The sequence below is a fragment of the Rathayibacter sp. VKM Ac-2760 genome (assembly GCF_009834185.1).
Classification (GTDB): domain Bacteria; phylum Actinomycetota; class Actinomycetes; order Actinomycetales; family Microbacteriaceae; genus Rathayibacter.
This window is the reverse complement of sequence record NZ_CP047173.1, coordinates 225,870-243,289: the sequence shown is the minus strand read 5'-3', so window position 1 is coordinate 243,289 and position 17,420 is coordinate 225,870. Positions and strand designations below refer to the sequence as shown.

Sequence of the window (17,420 nt, the reverse complement as noted above, 5' to 3'; positions counted from 1 at the left end):
CCGCGCCGCGTAGGGTGACACGAGTGCGTTCCGCCGACCGCCGCGGTCTCCTCTCCGCCCCGTTCCTCCTCACCACCGCCGGGACGACGGGGCTCGTCTTCCTCTGCGCGTTCGAGTCGCTCGCCGTCACGACGGTCATGCCGATCATCAGCGCCGACCTGGACGGCCGGGCGCTGTATCCACTCGCCTTCGCGGCGACCCTCGCGGCCTCCGTCGTCGGCATGGTGGCCGCCGGCTCCTCCGCCGATCGCCGAGGACCGACGCCAGCACTGATCACGGCGATCGCGCTGTTCACGCTGGGCCTGATCGCGGCGGGCACGGCGACCTCGATGGAGGTCTTCGTCGCGGCGCGGCTCCTGCAGGGGCTGGGCAGCGGAGGCATCACCGTCACGCTCTACGTCCTCGTCGCGCGGGTCTTCCCCGCCGAGCTGCACCCGCGGATCTTCGGCGCCTTCGCCGCGGCCTGGGTGGTGCCCTCTCTGGTGGGGCCGCTCGCCGCGGGTCTGGTCGCCGAGCTGGCGAGCTGGCACTGGGTCTTCCTCGGCGTGGTCGTGCTGGTCGCGATCGCGAGCGCCGTCATCGCGCCGACCCTCCGCTCCCTCGAGCCGCAGGAGCTGCGCCCGTTCGACCGCGGAGCGATCGGGCGCGTCGTGCGCGCGGTGATCGTGGCCGCCGCCGTCGTCGCGCTCAGCACGAGCGCCGAGGTGGTCCCGGAGGCGGCCGGCGTCGTCGCGATCGTCGCCGTGGTCGTGATCGTCGTCGCGGTCCGCGCCCTGCTGCCCGCGGGCACCCTGCGCGCCCGGGGCGTCCTCCCGTCGACGATGCTGCTGCGCGCGCTCGTCGCGGCCGCCTTCTTCGGCACCGAGGTGTACCTGCGGCTGCTGCTCAGCGAGCAGTACGGCCTGCCGCCGTGGCTGTCCGGAGTGACGCTGACGGCCGGCGCCGTCTCCTGGGCGCTCGGCTCGCAGCTCCAGGGCCGGCCCGGGACGCGGCTCACGCACGGCGGCGCGATGCGGCTCGGCACGGGACTCCTGCTGGCCGGCATCGCCGTGGTGCTGCTGACCGTCCTGCTCGCGCTGTCCCCGGTCGTCGCCGCGGTCGGCTGGTTCCTCGCGGGCGGCGGGATGGGCACGATGTACCCGCGGATGGGCACGCTGACCCTCGGCCGGTCGGCGCCGGGACGCGAGGGATTCAACAGCTCGGCGCTGCAGATCGCGGACTCGACCGGCGGGTCGGTCTCGCTCGCCCTCACCGGGCTGCTGGCGGCGGCGGTCACCGGTCTGCTCGGGAGCGGGAGCGCCGCCTTCACCGCGACCTTCGCCTACGGAGCGCTCGTCGCCCTCGGCGCGGTGGCGCTGGCCGTCCGGCTCGGCGGGCTCCTCCGCCGCGAGGGCGCGGAGCAGCCCGCCGCGCAGGATCAGCTGTAGAGCGACTCCGGCACGTCCAGGCCGTAGATCGCGCGGCCCGAGCTCCAGATCACCGAGCACGCGGCGCGCAGCAGATCGGTCTCGTCCGAGCCGGCGTCGACGATCACGACGGAGTCGCCGTCGAGCCGCACCTTCGCGGAGCGGACCGCGTGGGTGCCGTTCTTCGCGACGCTCGTCGCCGGGTACGGCTCGTGCAGCTCGCGCAGGTCGCCGAGGATGTACGTCGGCCGCAGCTTCGGCTCGGCGGCCAGCAGCTGCTTGGCCCGGTCGATCCCGGTGAGCACGTGGGCGCTCTCCATGCCGGCCGCGTTCGCGCCGGCGATGTCGGTGTCGAGCCGGTCGCCGATGAACAGCGGATTCGTCGAGCCGAAGCGCTCGGTCGCCGCGTCGAAGATGGCGCGCTCCGGCTTGCCGGCGACGACCGGCAGACGCCCGACCGCGGTGTGCACCGCCGAGACGAGGGTGCCGTTGCCCGGGGCGATGCCGCGGGCGACGGGGATGGTCCAGTCGGTGTTGGTCGCGACCCACGGGATGCCGGTGTGCAGGGCGAACGACGCCTCGGCGAGCTCCGCCCAGCCGACCGTCTGCGCGAAGCCCTGGATGACCGCGGCGGGCGACTCCTCCGCGCTGCGGGTGACGGTGAAGCCGGCCCGCTCGACCTCGGAGGTGAGGCCCTCCCCGCCGACGACCAGCACGGTCGAGCCGGCCGGGATCAGCCCGGCGAGCAGCACGACGGCGGCCTGCGGGGAGGTGACGACGTCCGCCGGCTGCACGGCCAGGCCGAGGTCGGAGAGATGGCCGGCCACCGAGACATCGGTGCGAGAGGCGTTGTTGGTGATGTAGCCGACCCGGAGCGACTCGGCCGCCCGGTTGAGACTGTCCACCGCGAACGGGATCGCGTCCGCACCCTTGTAGACGACGCCGTCGAGATCGGCGAGGACGCAGTCGCGCCCGTCGAGCGGGGTGGGCTCAGGCTTCGGGCTTCGGAACATCGGCGCCGTCCTCCTCGGGGTCGGTGGTGGTGGCAGTGGTGTCGGAGTCGGGCTCGGTGGTGTCGGGCTCGGGCTCCGTGGTCTCGGGCTCCGTGGTCTCGGGCTCGGTGCTCGACTGCTCGACCGGGCCCGCCTCCGGGGTCGCGCCGGCGAGGGCGTCCTCGAAGTCGGCGTCGGCCGAGCGCTCCCCGTCCTCTCCCGCGACATCCGGCTCGGAGTCCTCGGCGGGCTCGGCGATCGCGGCCTGGTGCTCGACGGCGTCCGCGGCGGTCGTCTCGGCAGAGAGCTCGTCCGTCGCCGGCGCCTCGTCGGACGCGTCCTGCTCCGCGAGCTCGGTCCCGTCGGGATCGAGGAAGTCGTCCTCCTCGTCCGGGTCGTCCTCCGCGAGCGGCTGCGCCGGCAGCGCGCGCGCCGCGGGGAGGTGCTCCTGCTCCTCCTCGACGACCTCGATCGTCTCGTCGTCTCCGCCGCCCTCGGCCGCGAAGACCGCGCGCGCAGCGATGTCCGCGCGGCGCTGCCACTCGGCCGCCTCGTCCGCGCGGCCGACCTCGTCGAGGACGAGCGCGTACGCCGCGAACAGGTCGGGGCTGTAGGAGAAGGCGCGGTCGGGGTCCAACTGCGGGATCTCGAGCTCCATCAGCGCCAGCTCGGACTGCCCGAGGTCGAGGCGCGCCCCGGACATCGCGATCGCCAGCGACACCTGCGCGCCCGGGCTCAGCGTGCCGCGGTCGACGGAGCGGCCGAGCTCGAGCGCCTTGTCCGGCCGCCCGACCCCGCGCTCGCTGTCCACCATCAGCGGAACCTGCTCGTCCGACCCCGAGATGCGGCGGTAGGTGCGCAACTCCCGCAGCGCGAGCGCGAAGTCGCCGATCGCGTACGCCGAGATCGCCAGCGACTCGCGGACAACGGCGATGCGCCCCGCGCGGCGCGCGGCCGAGAGGACGTGCCGGTGCGCGAGCTCCGGGTCCTCCTCGAGGAGGCGGCCGGCCATCACGAGGTGACGCGCGACCCACTCCGCATTGTCCTTGGACAGGGTGCGCAGCTCGTTGCGCGCCACCTTGTCGAGATCCTTCGCCTGGACGTCGTCCGGCAGATCCGGGTCGTCGTGCCGCGGGCGGACCGACTGCAGCGAGCGGCGCTCACGCTCCTCCTCGGTGAGCTCCGGCTCCTCGCGCGGAGCACCGCGGCCGGCGTACCCGCCGCCGAACCCACCGCGACCACCCGCGCGATCGCCGCCGCCCCGACGGTCGTCGAAGCGCCCGCCGCGCGAGTCGCCGTCCCGACGGGGCCGGGAGTCGCCGTCACGGGAGGGACGGAAGTCGCCCTCACGACGCGGGCGGGAGTCGCCGTCACGGGAAGGACGCGCATCGCCGTCACGACGCGGACGGGAATCACCGTCGCGAGAGGGACGCGAATCGCCGTCACGGCGAGGACGGGAATCGCCATCACGAGAAGGACGGAAGTCGCCCTCACGACGCGGCCGAGAGTCACCGTCACGGGAAGGACGGGAATCGCCGTCACGGCGAGGACGGGAATCGCCATCACGAGAAGGACGGGAGTCACCTTCACGACGCGGACGAGAGTCACCGTCACGGGAGGGACGCGCATCACCGTACCGGGGACGAAAGTCGCCATCACGAGAAGGACGGGAGTCACCCTCACGACGAGGACGGGAATCACCATCCCGCGAGGGACGGGAGTCACCATCACGGCGCGGACGAGAGTCCCCATCACGAGAGGGACGGAAGTCGCCCTCGCGACGCGGACGGGACTCACCCTCACGAGAAGGACGCGCATCGCCGTCACGGCGAGGGCGGGAGTCGGCGTCACGAGAGGGATGGAAGTCGCCCTCACGACGCGGACGGGAATCACCGTCACGAGAAGGACGGGAGTCGCCGGCCCGAGGCGGGCGGGCGTCACCGTCGCGGCGCGGACGGGAGTCGCCACCGGAGTAGGGACGCGAGTCGCCGTCGCGACGGGGCCGAGAGTCTCCGCCACGGTCCGGGCGTCCGGCTCCGTCGCGACGCGGAGCGTCCGAGCGCGATCCGGCGTCGTTCGAGCGGTACGGACGGGAGTCTCCACCGCGAGCGGGCCGGTCGCCGTCTCGAGCTCCGCCCCGCGGGGAGGAGGAGCGGTCGCCGCCGGCGGCGCGGGGCGGGCGCTCGTCGCGCCGGTCCTGTCCGCGGTCGTTGCGGTCGGATGCTGCGTCGTCCATGCGTTCCTCGCCTGTCGTGGTGGAGCTCTGTGGAGTTGACCCGCCCGTGAGGACGGGGATCGGCGACCCGTGAGCCGCCAGCCACCACCCTAACCCGCACCATGGCGGATGCCACGGGGGTCGAGGTGCTGGGTCTTCCGGTTCCTTCTGCGGAACCTCTGGTTAAACAGCGATGGCCACCCATCTCTGGGTGGCCATCGTGAATTGGTGTCCGGCGGTGTCCTACTCTCCCACAGGGTCCCCCCTGCAGTACCATCGGCGCTGAGAGTCTTAGCTTCCGGGTTCGGAATGTGACCGGGCGTTTCCCTCTCGCTATGGCCGCCGTAACCCTTCTAGACGCAACCGCCAGCCTTCCGGCGTGGTGGTGGTCAAATCTGGGTCACACGTCATGCGTGTGTTCTGTTGTCCGCCCCGAACAGCGTCGGGTGCGGTGTGCGGATCGTGTCTTTGCGAACACGACCCGCGCTATGGAGCCCGTATTCTGGGAACCACAAAGTGGACGCAAGCAATCTCTGACCACTCCTACCAGCCTTTACAACGGTATGAGTGTAGTGATTATCAAGTTATCGGCTTATTAGTACCGGTCAGCTCCGACAGTCTTTAGTCCTGTCTTCCACATCCGGCCTATCAACCCAGTCGTCTGGCTGGGAGCCTCTCCCCCGAAGGGATGGAAATCTCATCTCGAAGCCGGCTTCCCGCTTAGATGCTTTCAGCGGTTATCCGTTCCGAACGTAGCTAATCAGCGGTGCTCCTGGCGGAACAACTGACACACCAGAGGTTCGTCCATCCCGGTCCTCTCGTACTAGGGATAGATCTTCTCAAATTTCCTGCGCGCGCAGCGGATAGGGACCGAACTGTCTCACGACGTTCTAAACCCAGCTCGCGTACCGCTTTAATGGGCGAACAGCCCAACCCTTGGGACCTACTCCAGCCCCAGGATGCGACGAGCCGACATCGAGGTGCCAAACCATGCCGTCGATATGGACTCTTGGGCAAGATCAGCCTGTTATCCCCGAGGTACCTTTTATCCGTTGAGCGACAGCGCTTCCACAAGCCACTGCCGGATCACTAGTCCCGACTTTCGTCCCTGCTCGACTTGTCAGTCTCACAGTCAAGCTCCCTTGTGCACTTACACTCGACACCTGATTGCCAACCAGGTTGAGGGAACCTTTGGGCGCCTCCGTTACTCTTTAGGAGGCAACCGCCCCAGTTAAACTACCCATCAGGCACTGTCCCTGAACCCGATTAGGGTCCGAAGTTAGATATCCAGAGTGACCAGAGTGGTATTTCAACAATGACTCCACGAACACTAGCGTGCCCGCTTCACAGTCTCCCACCTATCCTACACAAGCCACACCGAACACCAATACCAAACTATAGTAAAGGTCACGGGGTCTTTCCGTCCTGCTGCGCGTAACGAGCATCTTTACTCGTAATGCAATTTCGCCGAGTTCGCGGTTGAGACAGCTGGGAAGTCGTTACGCCATTCGTGCAGGTCGGAACTTACCCGACAAGGAATTTCGCTACCTTAGGATGGTTATAGTTACCACCGCCGTTTACTGGGGCTTAAATTCTCAGCTTCGCCTTGCGGCTAACCGTTCCTCTTAACCTTCCAGCACCGGGCAGGCGTCAGTCCGTATACATCGTCTTGCGACTTAGCACGGACCTGTGTTTTTAGTAAACAGTCGCTTCCCACTGGTCTCTGCGGCCATCGAACGCTCCCGGAGCAAGTCCGTTCACGCCTCAGGCCCCCCTTCTCCCGAAGTTACGGGGGCATTTTGCCGAGTTCCTTAACCACGATTCTCTCGATCTCCTTAGTATTCTCTACCTGACCACCTGAGTCGGTTTGGGGTACGGGCAGCTAGAACCTCGCGTCGATGCTTTTCTTGGCAGCATAGGATCACCGATTTCGACTTGCGTCTACCCATCAGATCTCAGGCTGTGTGAACGACGGATTTGCCTATCGTTCGCCCTACATCCTTAGACCGGGACAACCATCGCCCGGCTCGGCTACCTTCCTGCGTCACACCTGTTAATACGCTAAACGCACCAGCACGGGGTCGCACGCTAGGCCCAACGCTTCACCCCGAAGGGATCCATCACAGGGATTCAGATGCTTAGCACTACTGGATTGTCTTGGGCGGTTCTTCGCCGGTACGGGAATATCAACCCGTTGTCCATCGACTACGCCTGTCGGCCTCGCCTTAGGTCCCGACTTACCCAGGGAAGATTAGCTTGACCCTGGAACCCTTGGTCTTCCGGAGGACGGGTTTCTCACCCGTCTTTCGCTACTCATGCCTGCATTCTCACTCGTGTGGCGTCCACGGCTGGTTCACACCGCCGCTTCACTCGCCACACGACGCTCTCCTACCCATCAACACGGCTGGACCACGAAGGCCTACCACTAATGTCAATGCCACAACTTCGGTGGCGTGCTTGAGCCCCGTTACATTGTCGGCGCGGAATCACTTGACCAGTGAGCTATTACGCACTCTTTCAAGGGTGGCTGCTTCTAAGCCAACCTCCTGGTTGTCTGTGCAACTCCACATCCTTTCCCACTTAGCACGCGCTTAGGGACCTTAGTTGGTGGTCTGGGTTGTTTCCCTCTCGACTATGAAGCTTATCCCCCACAGTCTCACTGCTGCGCTCTCACTTACCGGCATTCGGAGTTTGGCTGACGTCAGTAAGCTTTTGGGCCCCATCGGCCATCCAGTAGCTCTACCTCCGGCAAGAAACACGCAACGCTGCACCTAAATGCATTTCGGAGAGAACCAGCTATCACGAAGTTTGATTGGCCTTTCACCCCTATCCACAGCTCATCCCCTCCATTTTCAACTGAAGTGGGTTCGGTCCTCCACGACGTCTTACCGTCGCTTCAACCTGGCCATGGATAGATCACTTCGCTTCGGGTCTAGACCCTGCGACTGAATCGCCCTATTCGGACTCGCTTTCGCTACGGCTGCCCCACACGGGTTAACCTCGCCACAGAGCACTAACTCGCAGGCTCATTCTTCAAAAGGCACGCCGTCACCCCAACATGGGAGCTCCGACGGTTTGTAAGCAAACGGTTTCAGGTACTATTTCACTCCCCTCCCGGGGTACTTTTCACCTTTCCCTCACGGTACTTGTCCGCTATCGGTCATCTGGGAGTATTTAGGCTTATCAGGTGGTCCTGACAGATTCACACGGGATTTCTCGGGCCCCGTGCTACTTGGGATACTCTTCACGCCATAACACCATTTCGACTACGGGGCTCGCACCCGCTCTGGCCAGGCATTCAAACCTGTTCGTCTATGATGCGCTGTAACGTTCAGTGCTCGGCAGAACACAACGAAAAGTCCCACAACCCCGACCATGCAACCCCTGCCGGGTATCACACATGATTCGGTTTAGCCTCTTCCGCGTTCGCTCGCCACTACTGACGGAATCACTGTTGTTTTCTCTTCCTGTGGGTACTGAGATGTTTCACTTCCCCACGTTCCCTCTACCCGCCCTATATATTCAGGCGGGAGTCACCAGGTCACCACAAGGGGCCTGGCGGGGTTTCCCCATTCGGAAATCCTCGGATCACAGCTCGTTTATCAGCTCCCCGAGGCTTATCGCAGATTACGACGTCCTTCTTCGGCTCCAGATGCCAAGGCATTCACCGTTTGCTCTTAAAAACTTGAAAATCACATGAGTTTAAGAAACCACAACTCGAAAAGTTGCAGATCCAATGATTGGCAAGAACACAACCCGAAGGCTGCTCCTTGCGAATCTTGTCGACCCGAACAACCCGCAAAGGCTGCCCGAGTCTAAGATGCTCGCGTCCACTGTGTAGTTCTCAAAATACGGGCGGTATCCCTCCCCCACACACCCAGGCGTGGAAAAAGGATCCAGGAGAGTCGAGACCCAACCACCCCCGAAGGAGCAGCCGGCCCGGTCCCTCAGGACCCAACAGCGTGCATGTGCAGTAGCCCACCCGCTCGTGCGTTCCCAACCCGAAGGCTGTACTGACACGAGACGAATCTCTTCCTGCACCCAGTTCAATGTTCCACCCATGAGCTACCAGCAAAGACATTCGCTTTGATCTGGCGCCTGGAACAACCTCTACGCTAAAAGCGCATGGTGCCCAGATGCTCCTTAGAAAGGAGGTGATCCAGCCGCACCTTCCGGTACGGCTACCTTGTTACGACTTAGTCCTAATCACCGATCCCACCTTCGACAGCTCCCTCCTTGCGGTTAGGCCACTGGCTTCGGGTGTTACCGACTTTCATGACTTGACGGGCGGTGTGTACAAGGCCCGGGAACGTATTCACCGCAGCGTTGCTGATCTGCGATTACTAGCGACTCCGACTTCATGAGGTCGAGTTGCAGACCTCAATCCGAACTGAGACCGGCTTTTTGGGATTCGCTCCACCTTACGGTATCGCAGCCCTTTGTACCGGCCATTGTAGCATGCGTGAAGCCCAAGACATAAGGGGCATGATGATTTGACGTCATCCCCACCTTCCTCCGAGTTGACCCCGGCAGTCTCCTATGAGTTCCCACCATGACGTGCTGGCAACATAGAACGAGGGTTGCGCTCGTTGCGGGACTTAACCCAACATCTCACGACACGAGCTGACGACAACCATGCACCACCTGTATACCGACCTTGCGGGGCAACCATTTCTGGAAGTTTCCGGTATATGTCAAGCCTTGGTAAGGTTCTTCGCGTTGCATCGAATTAATCCGCATGCTCCGCCGCTTGTGCGGGCCCCCGTCAATTCCTTTGAGTTTTAGCCTTGCGGCCGTACTCCCCAGGCGGGGAACTTAATGCGTTAGCTGCGACACGGAGACCGTGGAAAGGTCCCCACATCTAGTTCCCAACGTTTACGGCGTGGACTACCAGGGTATCTAATCCTGTTCGCTCCCCACGCTTTCGCTCCTCAGCGTCAGTAACGGCCCAGAGAACTGCCTTCGCCATCGGTGTTCCTCCTGATATCTGCGCATTCCACCGCTACACCAGGAATTCCATTCTCCCCTACCGCACTCTAGTCTGCCCGTACCCACTGCAGGCCCGAGGTTGAGCCTCGGGTTTTCACAGCAGACGCGACAAACCGCCTACGAGCTCTTTACGCCCAATAATTCCGGACAACGCTTGCACCCTACGTATTACCGCGGCTGCTGGCACGTAGTTAGCCGGTGCTTTTTCTGCAGGTACCGTCAAGCCGAAGCCCTTCTTCCCTACTAAAAGAGGTTTACAACCCGAAGGCCGTCATCCCCCACGCGGCGTTGCTGCATCAGGCTTTCGCCCATTGTGCAATATTCCCCACTGCTGCCTCCCGTAGGAGTCTGGGCCGTGTCTCAGTCCCAGTGTGGCCGGTCACCCTCTCAGGCCGGCTACCCGTCGTCGGCTTGGTGAGCCATTACCTCACCAACTACCTGATAGGCCGCGAGTCCATCCTTGACCGAAAAACTTTCCACCCACACCCGATGCCGGGGCAGGTCGTATCCGGTATTAGACGCCGTTTCCAGCGCTTATCCCAGAGTCAAGGGCAGGTTACTCACGTGTTACTCACCCGTTCGCCACTAATCCACCCAGCAAGCTGGGCTTCATCGTTCGACTTGCATGTGTTAAGCACGCCGCCAGCGTTCGTCCTGAGCCAGGATCAAACTCTCCGTAAAAAAATTACGAACATCAACCCCGAAGAGAAGACGCTCAAGTTTGACCTCTAGCAAATAAGACATCATTACTGACATCAATTTCCAAAGGAACCCAACCAGGCCACAAGACCTGGACGGGGTTATAAATTTGGCATTGAACATAGTGCACGCTGTTGAGTTCTCAAGAATCGGACACATCCCGCCTCCACACCACAAGAGGTGCTTCACAACGGAAGTGATCGAAGATGTTGCCTTAGTCGGAAGACTTCGCTAAGCTGGAGAAGTTGTTCTCTCAGCCGCCGTGGCAACTTGACTAACTTAGCACATCCGCAGGCTGTGTCAAATCCGGCTCTTTCGCCATGCCGTTGCGCTCGTAGGCGCTCCGACGTTGCTCGGTTCCGGACCGGAGTCCATCGCCGGGCGGCGAAGTTGCTGGACCCGAAGGATCCTGCGAAGGCTTTACATCCGTGCGGCAGACGTGACCCGAAGGACTGTCTTGCCGAGTGGATGGTGCCGAGTGAGGCCGGGACGTTGAACCGTGCTCCGTGAGGAGCCCCGTTCTTCCGTTTCCCTGCGGCCTGTGTGGCGACTTGGAATAAGTTACGGCCCGATCCCGGCACTGTCAAACCGGGCCCCCGAAACCGCTCATCCCGGGCGTGTCGAGCTGGGGGTCCTCCCCAGGGCGCGGATGCCGGAGCTCTCCACCGATCGCCCGGTCGCCCCTCCTCCGCTCCGGTACTGCTGGCCACAATGGGCGCATGCCTCTCCCCGACCAGCCCCGTCCCGTGCTCGCCTCCCTCGAGGAGGCGGTCGATGCGATCCGCACGGCGGCGTCGGACAGGCGGCTCCTCCTGGTGGGAGTCACCGGATCGCCGGGTGCCGGCAAGTCCACGATCGCCGAGCGGCTGCGTGCTCGCCTCCCCGGAGCGCTCGTCCTCCCGCTCGACGGATACCACCTGCCTCAGCAGCGTCTGCGCGACCTCGGCCGCCGCGAGCGGATAGGCGCGCCGGACACCTTCGACGTCGACGGGTTCGTCGGAGCCTTGCGGAGTCTGCGGTCCGCGCGGCCGGGCGACACCGTGCGGGTCTCCTCCTTCGACCGCTCGATCGAGGAGCCGGCGCCGGACTCGCTCGCCCTCCCCATGGGCGAGCGGACCGTCGTCCTGGTGGAGGGCAACTACCTGCTGCTCGACGACGACGGCTGGGGCGAGGTCGCCGGCCTCCTCGATGTGACGCTGCACGTGCGAGTCGAGCCGACCCTCCGCCGACGGCGACTGGTGGCGCGGCACCTCCGCTTCGGCAAGACCCTCGAGCAGGCGATCGCCTGGACCGATGGGCCCGACGAGCGGAACGCAGAGCGGATCGAGGCGGCGGGTGCACGGGCCGACGCGATCCTCCAGGAGTCCGCTCCCCGCGCCTTGCGGATCCTGCATCTCTCGGACACGCACCTGCTCGCGGACCCCGCTGCCCGCTACAACCGCATCGTCGATCCGCGCGCCGCTCTCGACGCGGTGCTCGCCGCCCACTCCGCCGTCGCCGACCTCGACGCCGTCGTGGTGTCCGGCGATCTGAGCGATGACGGCGATCCGGAGTCCTACCGGGTTCTGCGCGCTCGGCTCGAGGAGTGGTGCGCGGAACGCGGCGCTGTGCCGGTGCTCGCCCTCGGCAATCACGACGACCGCGAGGGCTTCGGCTCCGACGGGCCGTGGAACACCGAGGTCGTCGTGCGCGGGGTGCGGATCCTCGTGCTCGACTCCTCCGTTCCGGGCGGAGCGTCCTGGGGACTCCTCGCCGAGCCGACCCTGGCCTGGCTGCGGAGTCGAGTGGCCGAGGACCCGGGGACACCGACCGTCGTGGTGCTGCACCATCCGCCGATCGAGGCGGTCACCCCGCTGCACCGGCGGATGGGACTCGCGAACCCGCACGACTTCTGGGAGGCCGCCGCCGGCGCGCGGCTCCTCGCGGTGCTCGCCGGGCACTGGCACCACGCCTTCGTCGACACCACCGGAGCCGCGCCGGTGGTGGTCGCTCCCGGTGCCGCGAATCGCACCGATGTCCTCGCCGGGCCGGAGCACGAGCGGTCGATCGCCGCGTCGGGAGCCGCGATCGTCGAGATCCTGCCGACCGGGGTGCGGGTGACGAGCACCGAGGTCGATGCCCCGCACCGGGGCACGGAGCTCTTCGACGTCAGCGGGGAGGTGCTCGCCGACTGGCGGCGGCGCCTCGGGTTCCCGGGCTGATGCCGTCGCGAGGAGGGGGTGACTCCCGCGGAGGGGGAAGCGGACGGCGCGGGGCCGCATGCGACAGCCCGCGCCGCCCGCTGCTCGGGGGCGCTCGGTCCGGGGGGACCGGGCGGAGGTGCGCGGCACCGGGGTCAGCCGGCACCGCGCACCGAGGGAGGTCAGGCGTTGATGCCGACCTCTTCGGCCGAGACGTCGGCGCCGGGCGCGGACGGCTCGAGGGCCTCGGCGACACGCTGCGACAGCGAGCTGTCCACGTTCGCCCAGTACTGGAGCACGCGCTGGCGCAGCTCCGGGCGGGTCACCTTGGAGACGTGGCCGGCGATGTTCGCGACCAGCCGCGCCTTGGCGTCGTCGTCCAGGACGTCGCGGTAGAGCGTGCCGGCCTGGCCGAAGTCGTCGTCCTCGGGGTGCAGGGTCGCCGCGGCGCGGGTCAGCGCACCGTCGGTCTCCCAGCCGGGGCCCTCCGCGGCACGGGCCGGGTCGGCGTGCGCGCCACCGGTCGTGTTGGGGGCGTAGACCGGCAGCTCGGAGCGCTGGAAGTCGAAGCGCATCGCGCCGTCCTTCGAGTACGAGTGCACCGGCGACTTCGCCGCGTTGACCGGCAGCTGCGCGTGATTGGTGCCCACGCGGTAGCGGTGCGCGTCGGCGTAGCTGAAGATGCGCGCGAGGAGCATCTTGTCGGGGCTGGCCTCGATGCCGGGCACGAAGTTCGAGGGGGCGAAGGTCGCCTGCTCGATCTGCGCGAAGTAGTTCTCCGGGTTGCGGTCGAGGGTCATCGTGCCGACCTCGATCAGCGGGTAGTCCGCGTGCGGCCAGACCTTGGTGAGGTCGAACGGGTTGAACCGGTACGACTCCGCGTCGGCGTAGGGCATCACCTGGACCGAGAGCGTCCAGGAGGGGTGGTCGCCGCGGTCGATCGCCGAGGACAGGTCGCGGATGTGGAAGTCGGCGTCCTCTCCGGCGATCTGGTCGGCCTGCTCCTGGCTGAGGATCTCGATGCCCTGGTCGGTCTTGAAGTGGTACTTGACCCAGAAGCGCTCACCGGCGGCGTTGACCCACTGGTAGGTGTGCGAGCCGAAGCCGTCCATGTGCCGCCACGAGCTCGGAAGCCCGCGGTCGCCCATCAGCCAGGTGACCTGGTGCGCCGACTCGGGCGAGAGGGTCCAGAAGTCCCACTGCATGTCGTGGTCGCGCAGGTGGGTGCCGGGCAGGCGCTTCTGCGAGCGGATGAAGTCCGGGAACTTGATGCCGTCGCGGAGGAAGAACACCGGGGTGTTGTTGCCGACGAGGTCGTAGTTGCCCTCGCTCGTGTAGAACTTCAGCGCGAAGCCGCGCGGGTCGCGCCAGGTGTCGGGCGAGCCCTGCTCGCCGGCGACGGTGGAGAAGCGGGCGAGCATCTCGGTCTCGACGCCGGGCTGGAAGAGCGCGGCACGGGTGTAGGCGCTGACGTCGCCGGTGGTGACGAAGCGGCCGAAGGCGCCGCCGCCCTTGGCGTGGACGACGCGCTCCGGGATGCGCTCGCGGTTGAACTGGGCGAGCTTCTCGAGGAGGTAGTGGTCGTGGAGCGCGATGGGGCCGTCGGCTCCGACGCTCAGCGAGTGCTCGTCGCTGGCGACGGGGGCTCCGGAGTCGGTCGTCGTGAATCGTTCCTCGGTCATGAGTCCTCCTGTCGGCGGCGGGCGGTCGAGCCCTCCGCGGCGGTGATGGCGGGCGTGGGCCGGGTCTCGGCCTGCGCGAGGCAGTCGGGGCAGGTGCCCCAGAACGTGATGTCGGCGGTGTCGACGACGAAGCCGCTCGACGACGACGGGTGCAGGCAGGGTGCCTGCCCGACGACGCAGTCGACATCGGCCACGGCGCCGCAGCTGCGGCAGACGACGTGGTGATGGTTGTCGCCCACCCGCAGCTCGAAGCGGCGGGCGTGGCCCTCCGGCTCGATGCGGCGGGCGAGGCCGGCCTCGGTGAAGGCGGCGAGCACTCCGTACACGGCCTGGGCCGAGGCTTCGGGCAGCTCGACGCGCACGCGCGCGAGGATCTGATCGACATCGGAGTGCGGATGCCCCTCGAGCGCCAGCAGGACGGCCCGCCGGGTGGCGGTGGCCTTGAGCCCGGAGGCTCGCAGCCGGTCGTCCGTCATCGTCATGGTGACAAGGCTAGCGAGTTGTGTTGAATAGTTCAAAACAACGGCGCCCCGCGTCGGGTGGTGGCGCGGAAACCGCGGGCCGGTGGGGCGGGTCTCGATACGCCGCTGCGCGACTACTCGACCAGCAAGGCGCTGAGAGCGTCGACGCTCCTGCTGATCGAGGAGCGGCCGAAGGCCGCGTATCGAGATCCACCTTCGTCAGCACCCGGGGCTGCAGAGCGGCGGGTCTCGATACGCCGATGCGCGGCTGCTCGACCAGCGAAGGACCTACGCGACCGGGCCCTCGACCAGGGTGACCGTCGCCGACTGCGACGCTCCGGCGGTCGTGGTCCAGGTGAGGGTGACCGACTCGCCGGGCTCGCGGGCCGCGAGGTCGGCCGAGAGGGCGTCGCCCGAGGCGACCGCGGTGCCGTCGACCGCGGTGACGACGTCGCCCGCCGCCAGGCCGGCCGCCGCGGCGGGGGTGCCCTCGATCACTCCGGCGATGACGGCGCCCGAGACGGTGCCCGCGGTGGTGCCGGCGGTGGTGCCGGAGGGCAGCGAGACGCCGAGGAAGGCCGGGTAGCCGATCGCGACGGTCGCCGTGTCGGCTCCCGCCTCGATCGTCGCGACGATGTCCAGGGCCTTCGAGATCGGGATGGCGAAGCCGGTGATGTCGGCGGTGCCGCTGGAGGCCGCGGTGTCGATGCCGACGACCTTCCCGGCCGCGTCGACGAGCGGGCCGCCGGAGTCGCCCGCGACGATGTCGGCGTCGACCTGGATCAGGCCGGTGAGCTTCTCGCCCGAGATGCCGGTCTCGGACTGCGTCGTGATGCTCTGGCCGAGGGCCTCGACGGTGCCGGCCGCGGCGACCAGGTTGCCGGTGCCCTTCGCGTTGCCGACCGCGGTGACGGCGTCGCCGACCGCGACCCCGTCGGTGTCGAGCGTCACCGGGGTGAGGCCGGAGGCGTTCTCGAGCTGGAGGACGGCGATGTCGTTGGTCTTGTCGGTGCCGACGACGCGGGCCGTGTAGGCCTGCCCAGTGCTCTCGACCGTGACGGTGATGCTGGTGGAGCCCTCGACGACGTGGTTGTTGGTGAGGATCATGCCGTCGGAGGTGAGGATGACGCCGGTGCCGGCGGAGGTCGCGCCCTCGTAGGTGAGGTCGGAGGTGATGGTGACGACGCCGGCGGTCTGCGCGGTGCTCGCGGGGACGGCGTCGGTCGCCGTGGACGTCGAGGTGGAGCCGGAGCCCGAGCCGTACCCGGAGGCCGACCCGCTGCCGGAGCCGTACCCCGACGAGGATCCGCCCGAGTACGGCAGCACGATGATGCCGCCGCCGAAGGAGCCGCGGGAGCCGCCCGGGTACACGGCGGTGCTGGCGGTGCTCGACGAGGCGGACGAGGTCGGCTCCGCACTGCCGGCGAGCGAGACACCGCCCGCGGTGACGCCGATCAGCAGCGCGAGGCCGGCGCCGCCGGCGATCAGGGCGCGGCGGCGACGGCGGCGGTCGTCGGTCCGGAGCGCCTGGCGCTCCTCGGCCCCGGTGGGGTCCGTCGCGGTGGCGTCGGTGCCGGGCTCGCGCTCGGCGCCGTGGGATTCGGGTGACTCGTTCATGATGCGTCCTCGTGGCCGGGGCCGCCCCTGACGGCGACCGGAGTCCATTCGACGACCCCGCGCCCGGCGTGGGCTGGACGATCCCTATGCCGATCCTATGAACCCTGGATCGTCCGGCGGACCCTCGGTCGACGACCCCCGGTCGACGACTTCGCGCCGGAAGGAAATAGTTGTGGCTACAACTGAGTTGGACCTAGCATGACCGGCATGACCACCTCCTCCCCCGACCTGCTCGCCCCCGACACCGTGATGGGGGCGGTCACCCTGCGTGTCGCCGACCTCGACGGCATGGTCGCCTACTACCGCGACGCGGTGACGCTCGATCTGCTCTCGCAGGACGGGTCCGTCGCGGTGCTCGGCCGCGACGGCGTCCCGGCCGTGATCCTGCAGCACGCGCCCGAGCTGCGGCACGCCGCACCGCGCAGCGCCGGGCTGTTCCACACCGCGATCCTCTTCGAGTCGGAGGCGGCCCTCGCGGCCGCCGTGCACAGCGTCGCGACGCGGCGCCCCGGCTCCTTCACCGGCAGCTCCGACCACCTGGTCAGCAAGGCGTTCTACTTCGACGACCCGGAGCACAACGGCGTCGAGCTCTACTGGGACCGCGATCGCACCCAGTGGTCCTGGACGCACGGGCGGATCGAGATGTCGACGCTCTTCCTCGACCCGAACGCGTTCCTCCGCGAGCACCTCACCGAGGAGGCGATCGCGCAGCCGCGGCTCGGCGGCGCCTCCGTCGGCCACGTGCACCTGAGCGTCGGCGACGTCGCGACGGCGAAGGAGTTCTACGTCGACCGGCTCGGCTTCGAGACCACGATCGCCTACGGCGGGCAGGCGCTGTTCGTCTCGGCCGGCGGCTACCACCACCACATGGCGATGAACACCTGGAACTCGCTCGGCGCCGGGCGCAGGCAGCTCGCGCTCGGACTCGGCCAGGTCGAGATCGTGGTGCCGGGAGCGGACGACCTCGGCGCGCTCGAGGAGCGGCTGCGCGCGGCCCGGGTCGCGACCGCGGACGACGGGCGGACGCTCTCGTTCGAGGACCCGTGGGCGAACACGCTGCGGGTGACCGCGGCGGCCTGACCGCGGCCCCGGCCGCCGCTCCCCGCGCCGGATCGCCGGGGACGCGGGCGGGTACGATGGGCGCGCGGAGATCCGCACAGCCCCTCGACACCTTCGGAG

9 protein-coding genes and 3 rRNA genes are annotated in these 17,420 nt (G+C 67.0%); 4 read left to right on the top strand and 8 right to left on the bottom strand.

Features of this window, described 5'->3' with window-relative positions:
• Nucleotides 1–23: 23 nt before the first annotated feature.
• Nucleotides 24–1,427: an MFS transporter gene (locus tag GSU72_RS01045; protein WP_244255918.1), complete on the top strand. Its 1,404-nt coding sequence runs from the start codon at nucleotides 24–26 to the stop codon at nucleotides 1,425–1,427.
• Here the strand turns inward: GSU72_RS01045 and GSU72_RS01040 are convergent.
• Nucleotides 1,418–2,419 carry an HAD-IIA family hydrolase gene (locus GSU72_RS01040; protein ID WP_159982973.1) on the bottom strand — a complete coding sequence of 334 codons (1,002 nt, stop codon included), beginning with the start codon at nucleotides 2,417–2,419 and terminating at the stop codon, nucleotides 1,418–1,420. The two genes, GSU72_RS01045 and GSU72_RS01040, sit on opposite strands and share 10 nt — an antisense overlap.
• Nucleotides 2,397–3,410: a hypothetical protein gene (locus tag GSU72_RS21395; RefSeq protein WP_244256066.1), complete on the bottom strand. Its 1,014-nt coding sequence runs from the start codon at nucleotides 3,408–3,410 to the stop codon at nucleotides 2,397–2,399. The genes GSU72_RS01040 and GSU72_RS21395 overlap by 23 nt, the downstream gene beginning before the upstream one ends.
• Here GSU72_RS21395 and GSU72_RS21390 point away from each other — a divergent pair.
• The gene (locus tag GSU72_RS21390; RefSeq protein ID WP_244255917.1) at nucleotides 3,369–4,673 is read left to right on the top strand and encodes a hypothetical protein; all 1,305 of its coding nucleotides are present in this window, start codon (nucleotides 3,369–3,371) and stop codon (nucleotides 4,671–4,673) included. The genes GSU72_RS21395 and GSU72_RS21390 overlap by 42 nt on opposite strands.
• Nucleotides 4,674–4,843: 170 nt before the next feature.
• On the opposite strand, the gene rrf is transcribed toward GSU72_RS21390, so the two are convergent.
• From rrf to GSU72_RS01020, 3 genes are all read right to left on the bottom strand, one after another.
• Nucleotides 4,844–4,960: ribosomal RNA gene (rrf, locus tag GSU72_RS01030) — 5S ribosomal RNA — on the bottom strand.
• Nucleotides 4,961–5,188: 228 nt separating this feature from the next.
• Nucleotides 5,189–8,304: ribosomal RNA gene (locus GSU72_RS01025) — 23S ribosomal RNA — on the bottom strand.
• 456 nt (nucleotides 8,305–8,760) lie between these two features.
• Nucleotides 8,761–10,283, bottom strand: a 16S ribosomal RNA gene (locus tag GSU72_RS01020).
• The 16S, 23S and 5S rRNA genes sit together here, the layout of an rRNA operon.
• A gap of 737 nt (nucleotides 10,284–11,020) precedes the next feature.
• On the opposite strand from GSU72_RS01020, the gene GSU72_RS01015 reads away from it, so the two are divergent.
• Nucleotides 11,021–12,502 (top strand): metallophosphoesterase, encoded by a 1,482-nt coding sequence (locus GSU72_RS01015; RefSeq protein ID WP_159982971.1) that lies wholly within the window; start codon nucleotides 11,021–11,023, stop codon nucleotides 12,500–12,502.
• Nucleotides 12,503–12,663: 161 nt separating this feature from the next.
• On the opposite strand, the gene GSU72_RS01010 is transcribed toward GSU72_RS01015, so the two are convergent.
• The 3 genes from GSU72_RS01010 to GSU72_RS01000 all read right to left on the bottom strand — a co-directional run bounded on the left by GSU72_RS01010 (nucleotide 12,664) and on the right by GSU72_RS01000 (nucleotide 16,241).
• Nucleotides 12,664–14,163, bottom strand: coding sequence for a catalase (locus GSU72_RS01010; RefSeq protein WP_159982969.1), 1,500 nt, complete (start codon nucleotides 14,161–14,163; stop codon nucleotides 12,664–12,666).
• Nucleotides 14,160–14,645, bottom strand: a complete 486-nt coding sequence (locus tag GSU72_RS01005) for a Fur family transcriptional regulator (RefSeq protein WP_208545120.1) — start codon at nucleotides 14,643–14,645, stop codon at nucleotides 14,160–14,162. Before GSU72_RS01005 ends, GSU72_RS01010 begins: the two co-directional genes overlap by 4 nt.
• 267 nt (nucleotides 14,646–14,912) lie before the next feature.
• Nucleotides 14,913–16,241, bottom strand: coding sequence for a trypsin-like peptidase domain-containing protein (locus GSU72_RS01000; RefSeq protein WP_208545119.1), 1,329 nt, complete (start codon nucleotides 16,239–16,241; stop codon nucleotides 14,913–14,915).
• Between the two features lie 198 nt (nucleotides 16,242–16,439).
• Here GSU72_RS01000 and GSU72_RS00995 point away from each other — a divergent pair, with 198 nt between their 5' ends.
• Nucleotides 16,440–17,321: a VOC family protein gene (locus GSU72_RS00995; RefSeq protein ID WP_159982967.1), complete on the top strand. Its 882-nt coding sequence runs from the start codon at nucleotides 16,440–16,442 to the stop codon at nucleotides 17,319–17,321.
• Nucleotides 17,322–17,420: the final 99 nt, after the last annotated feature.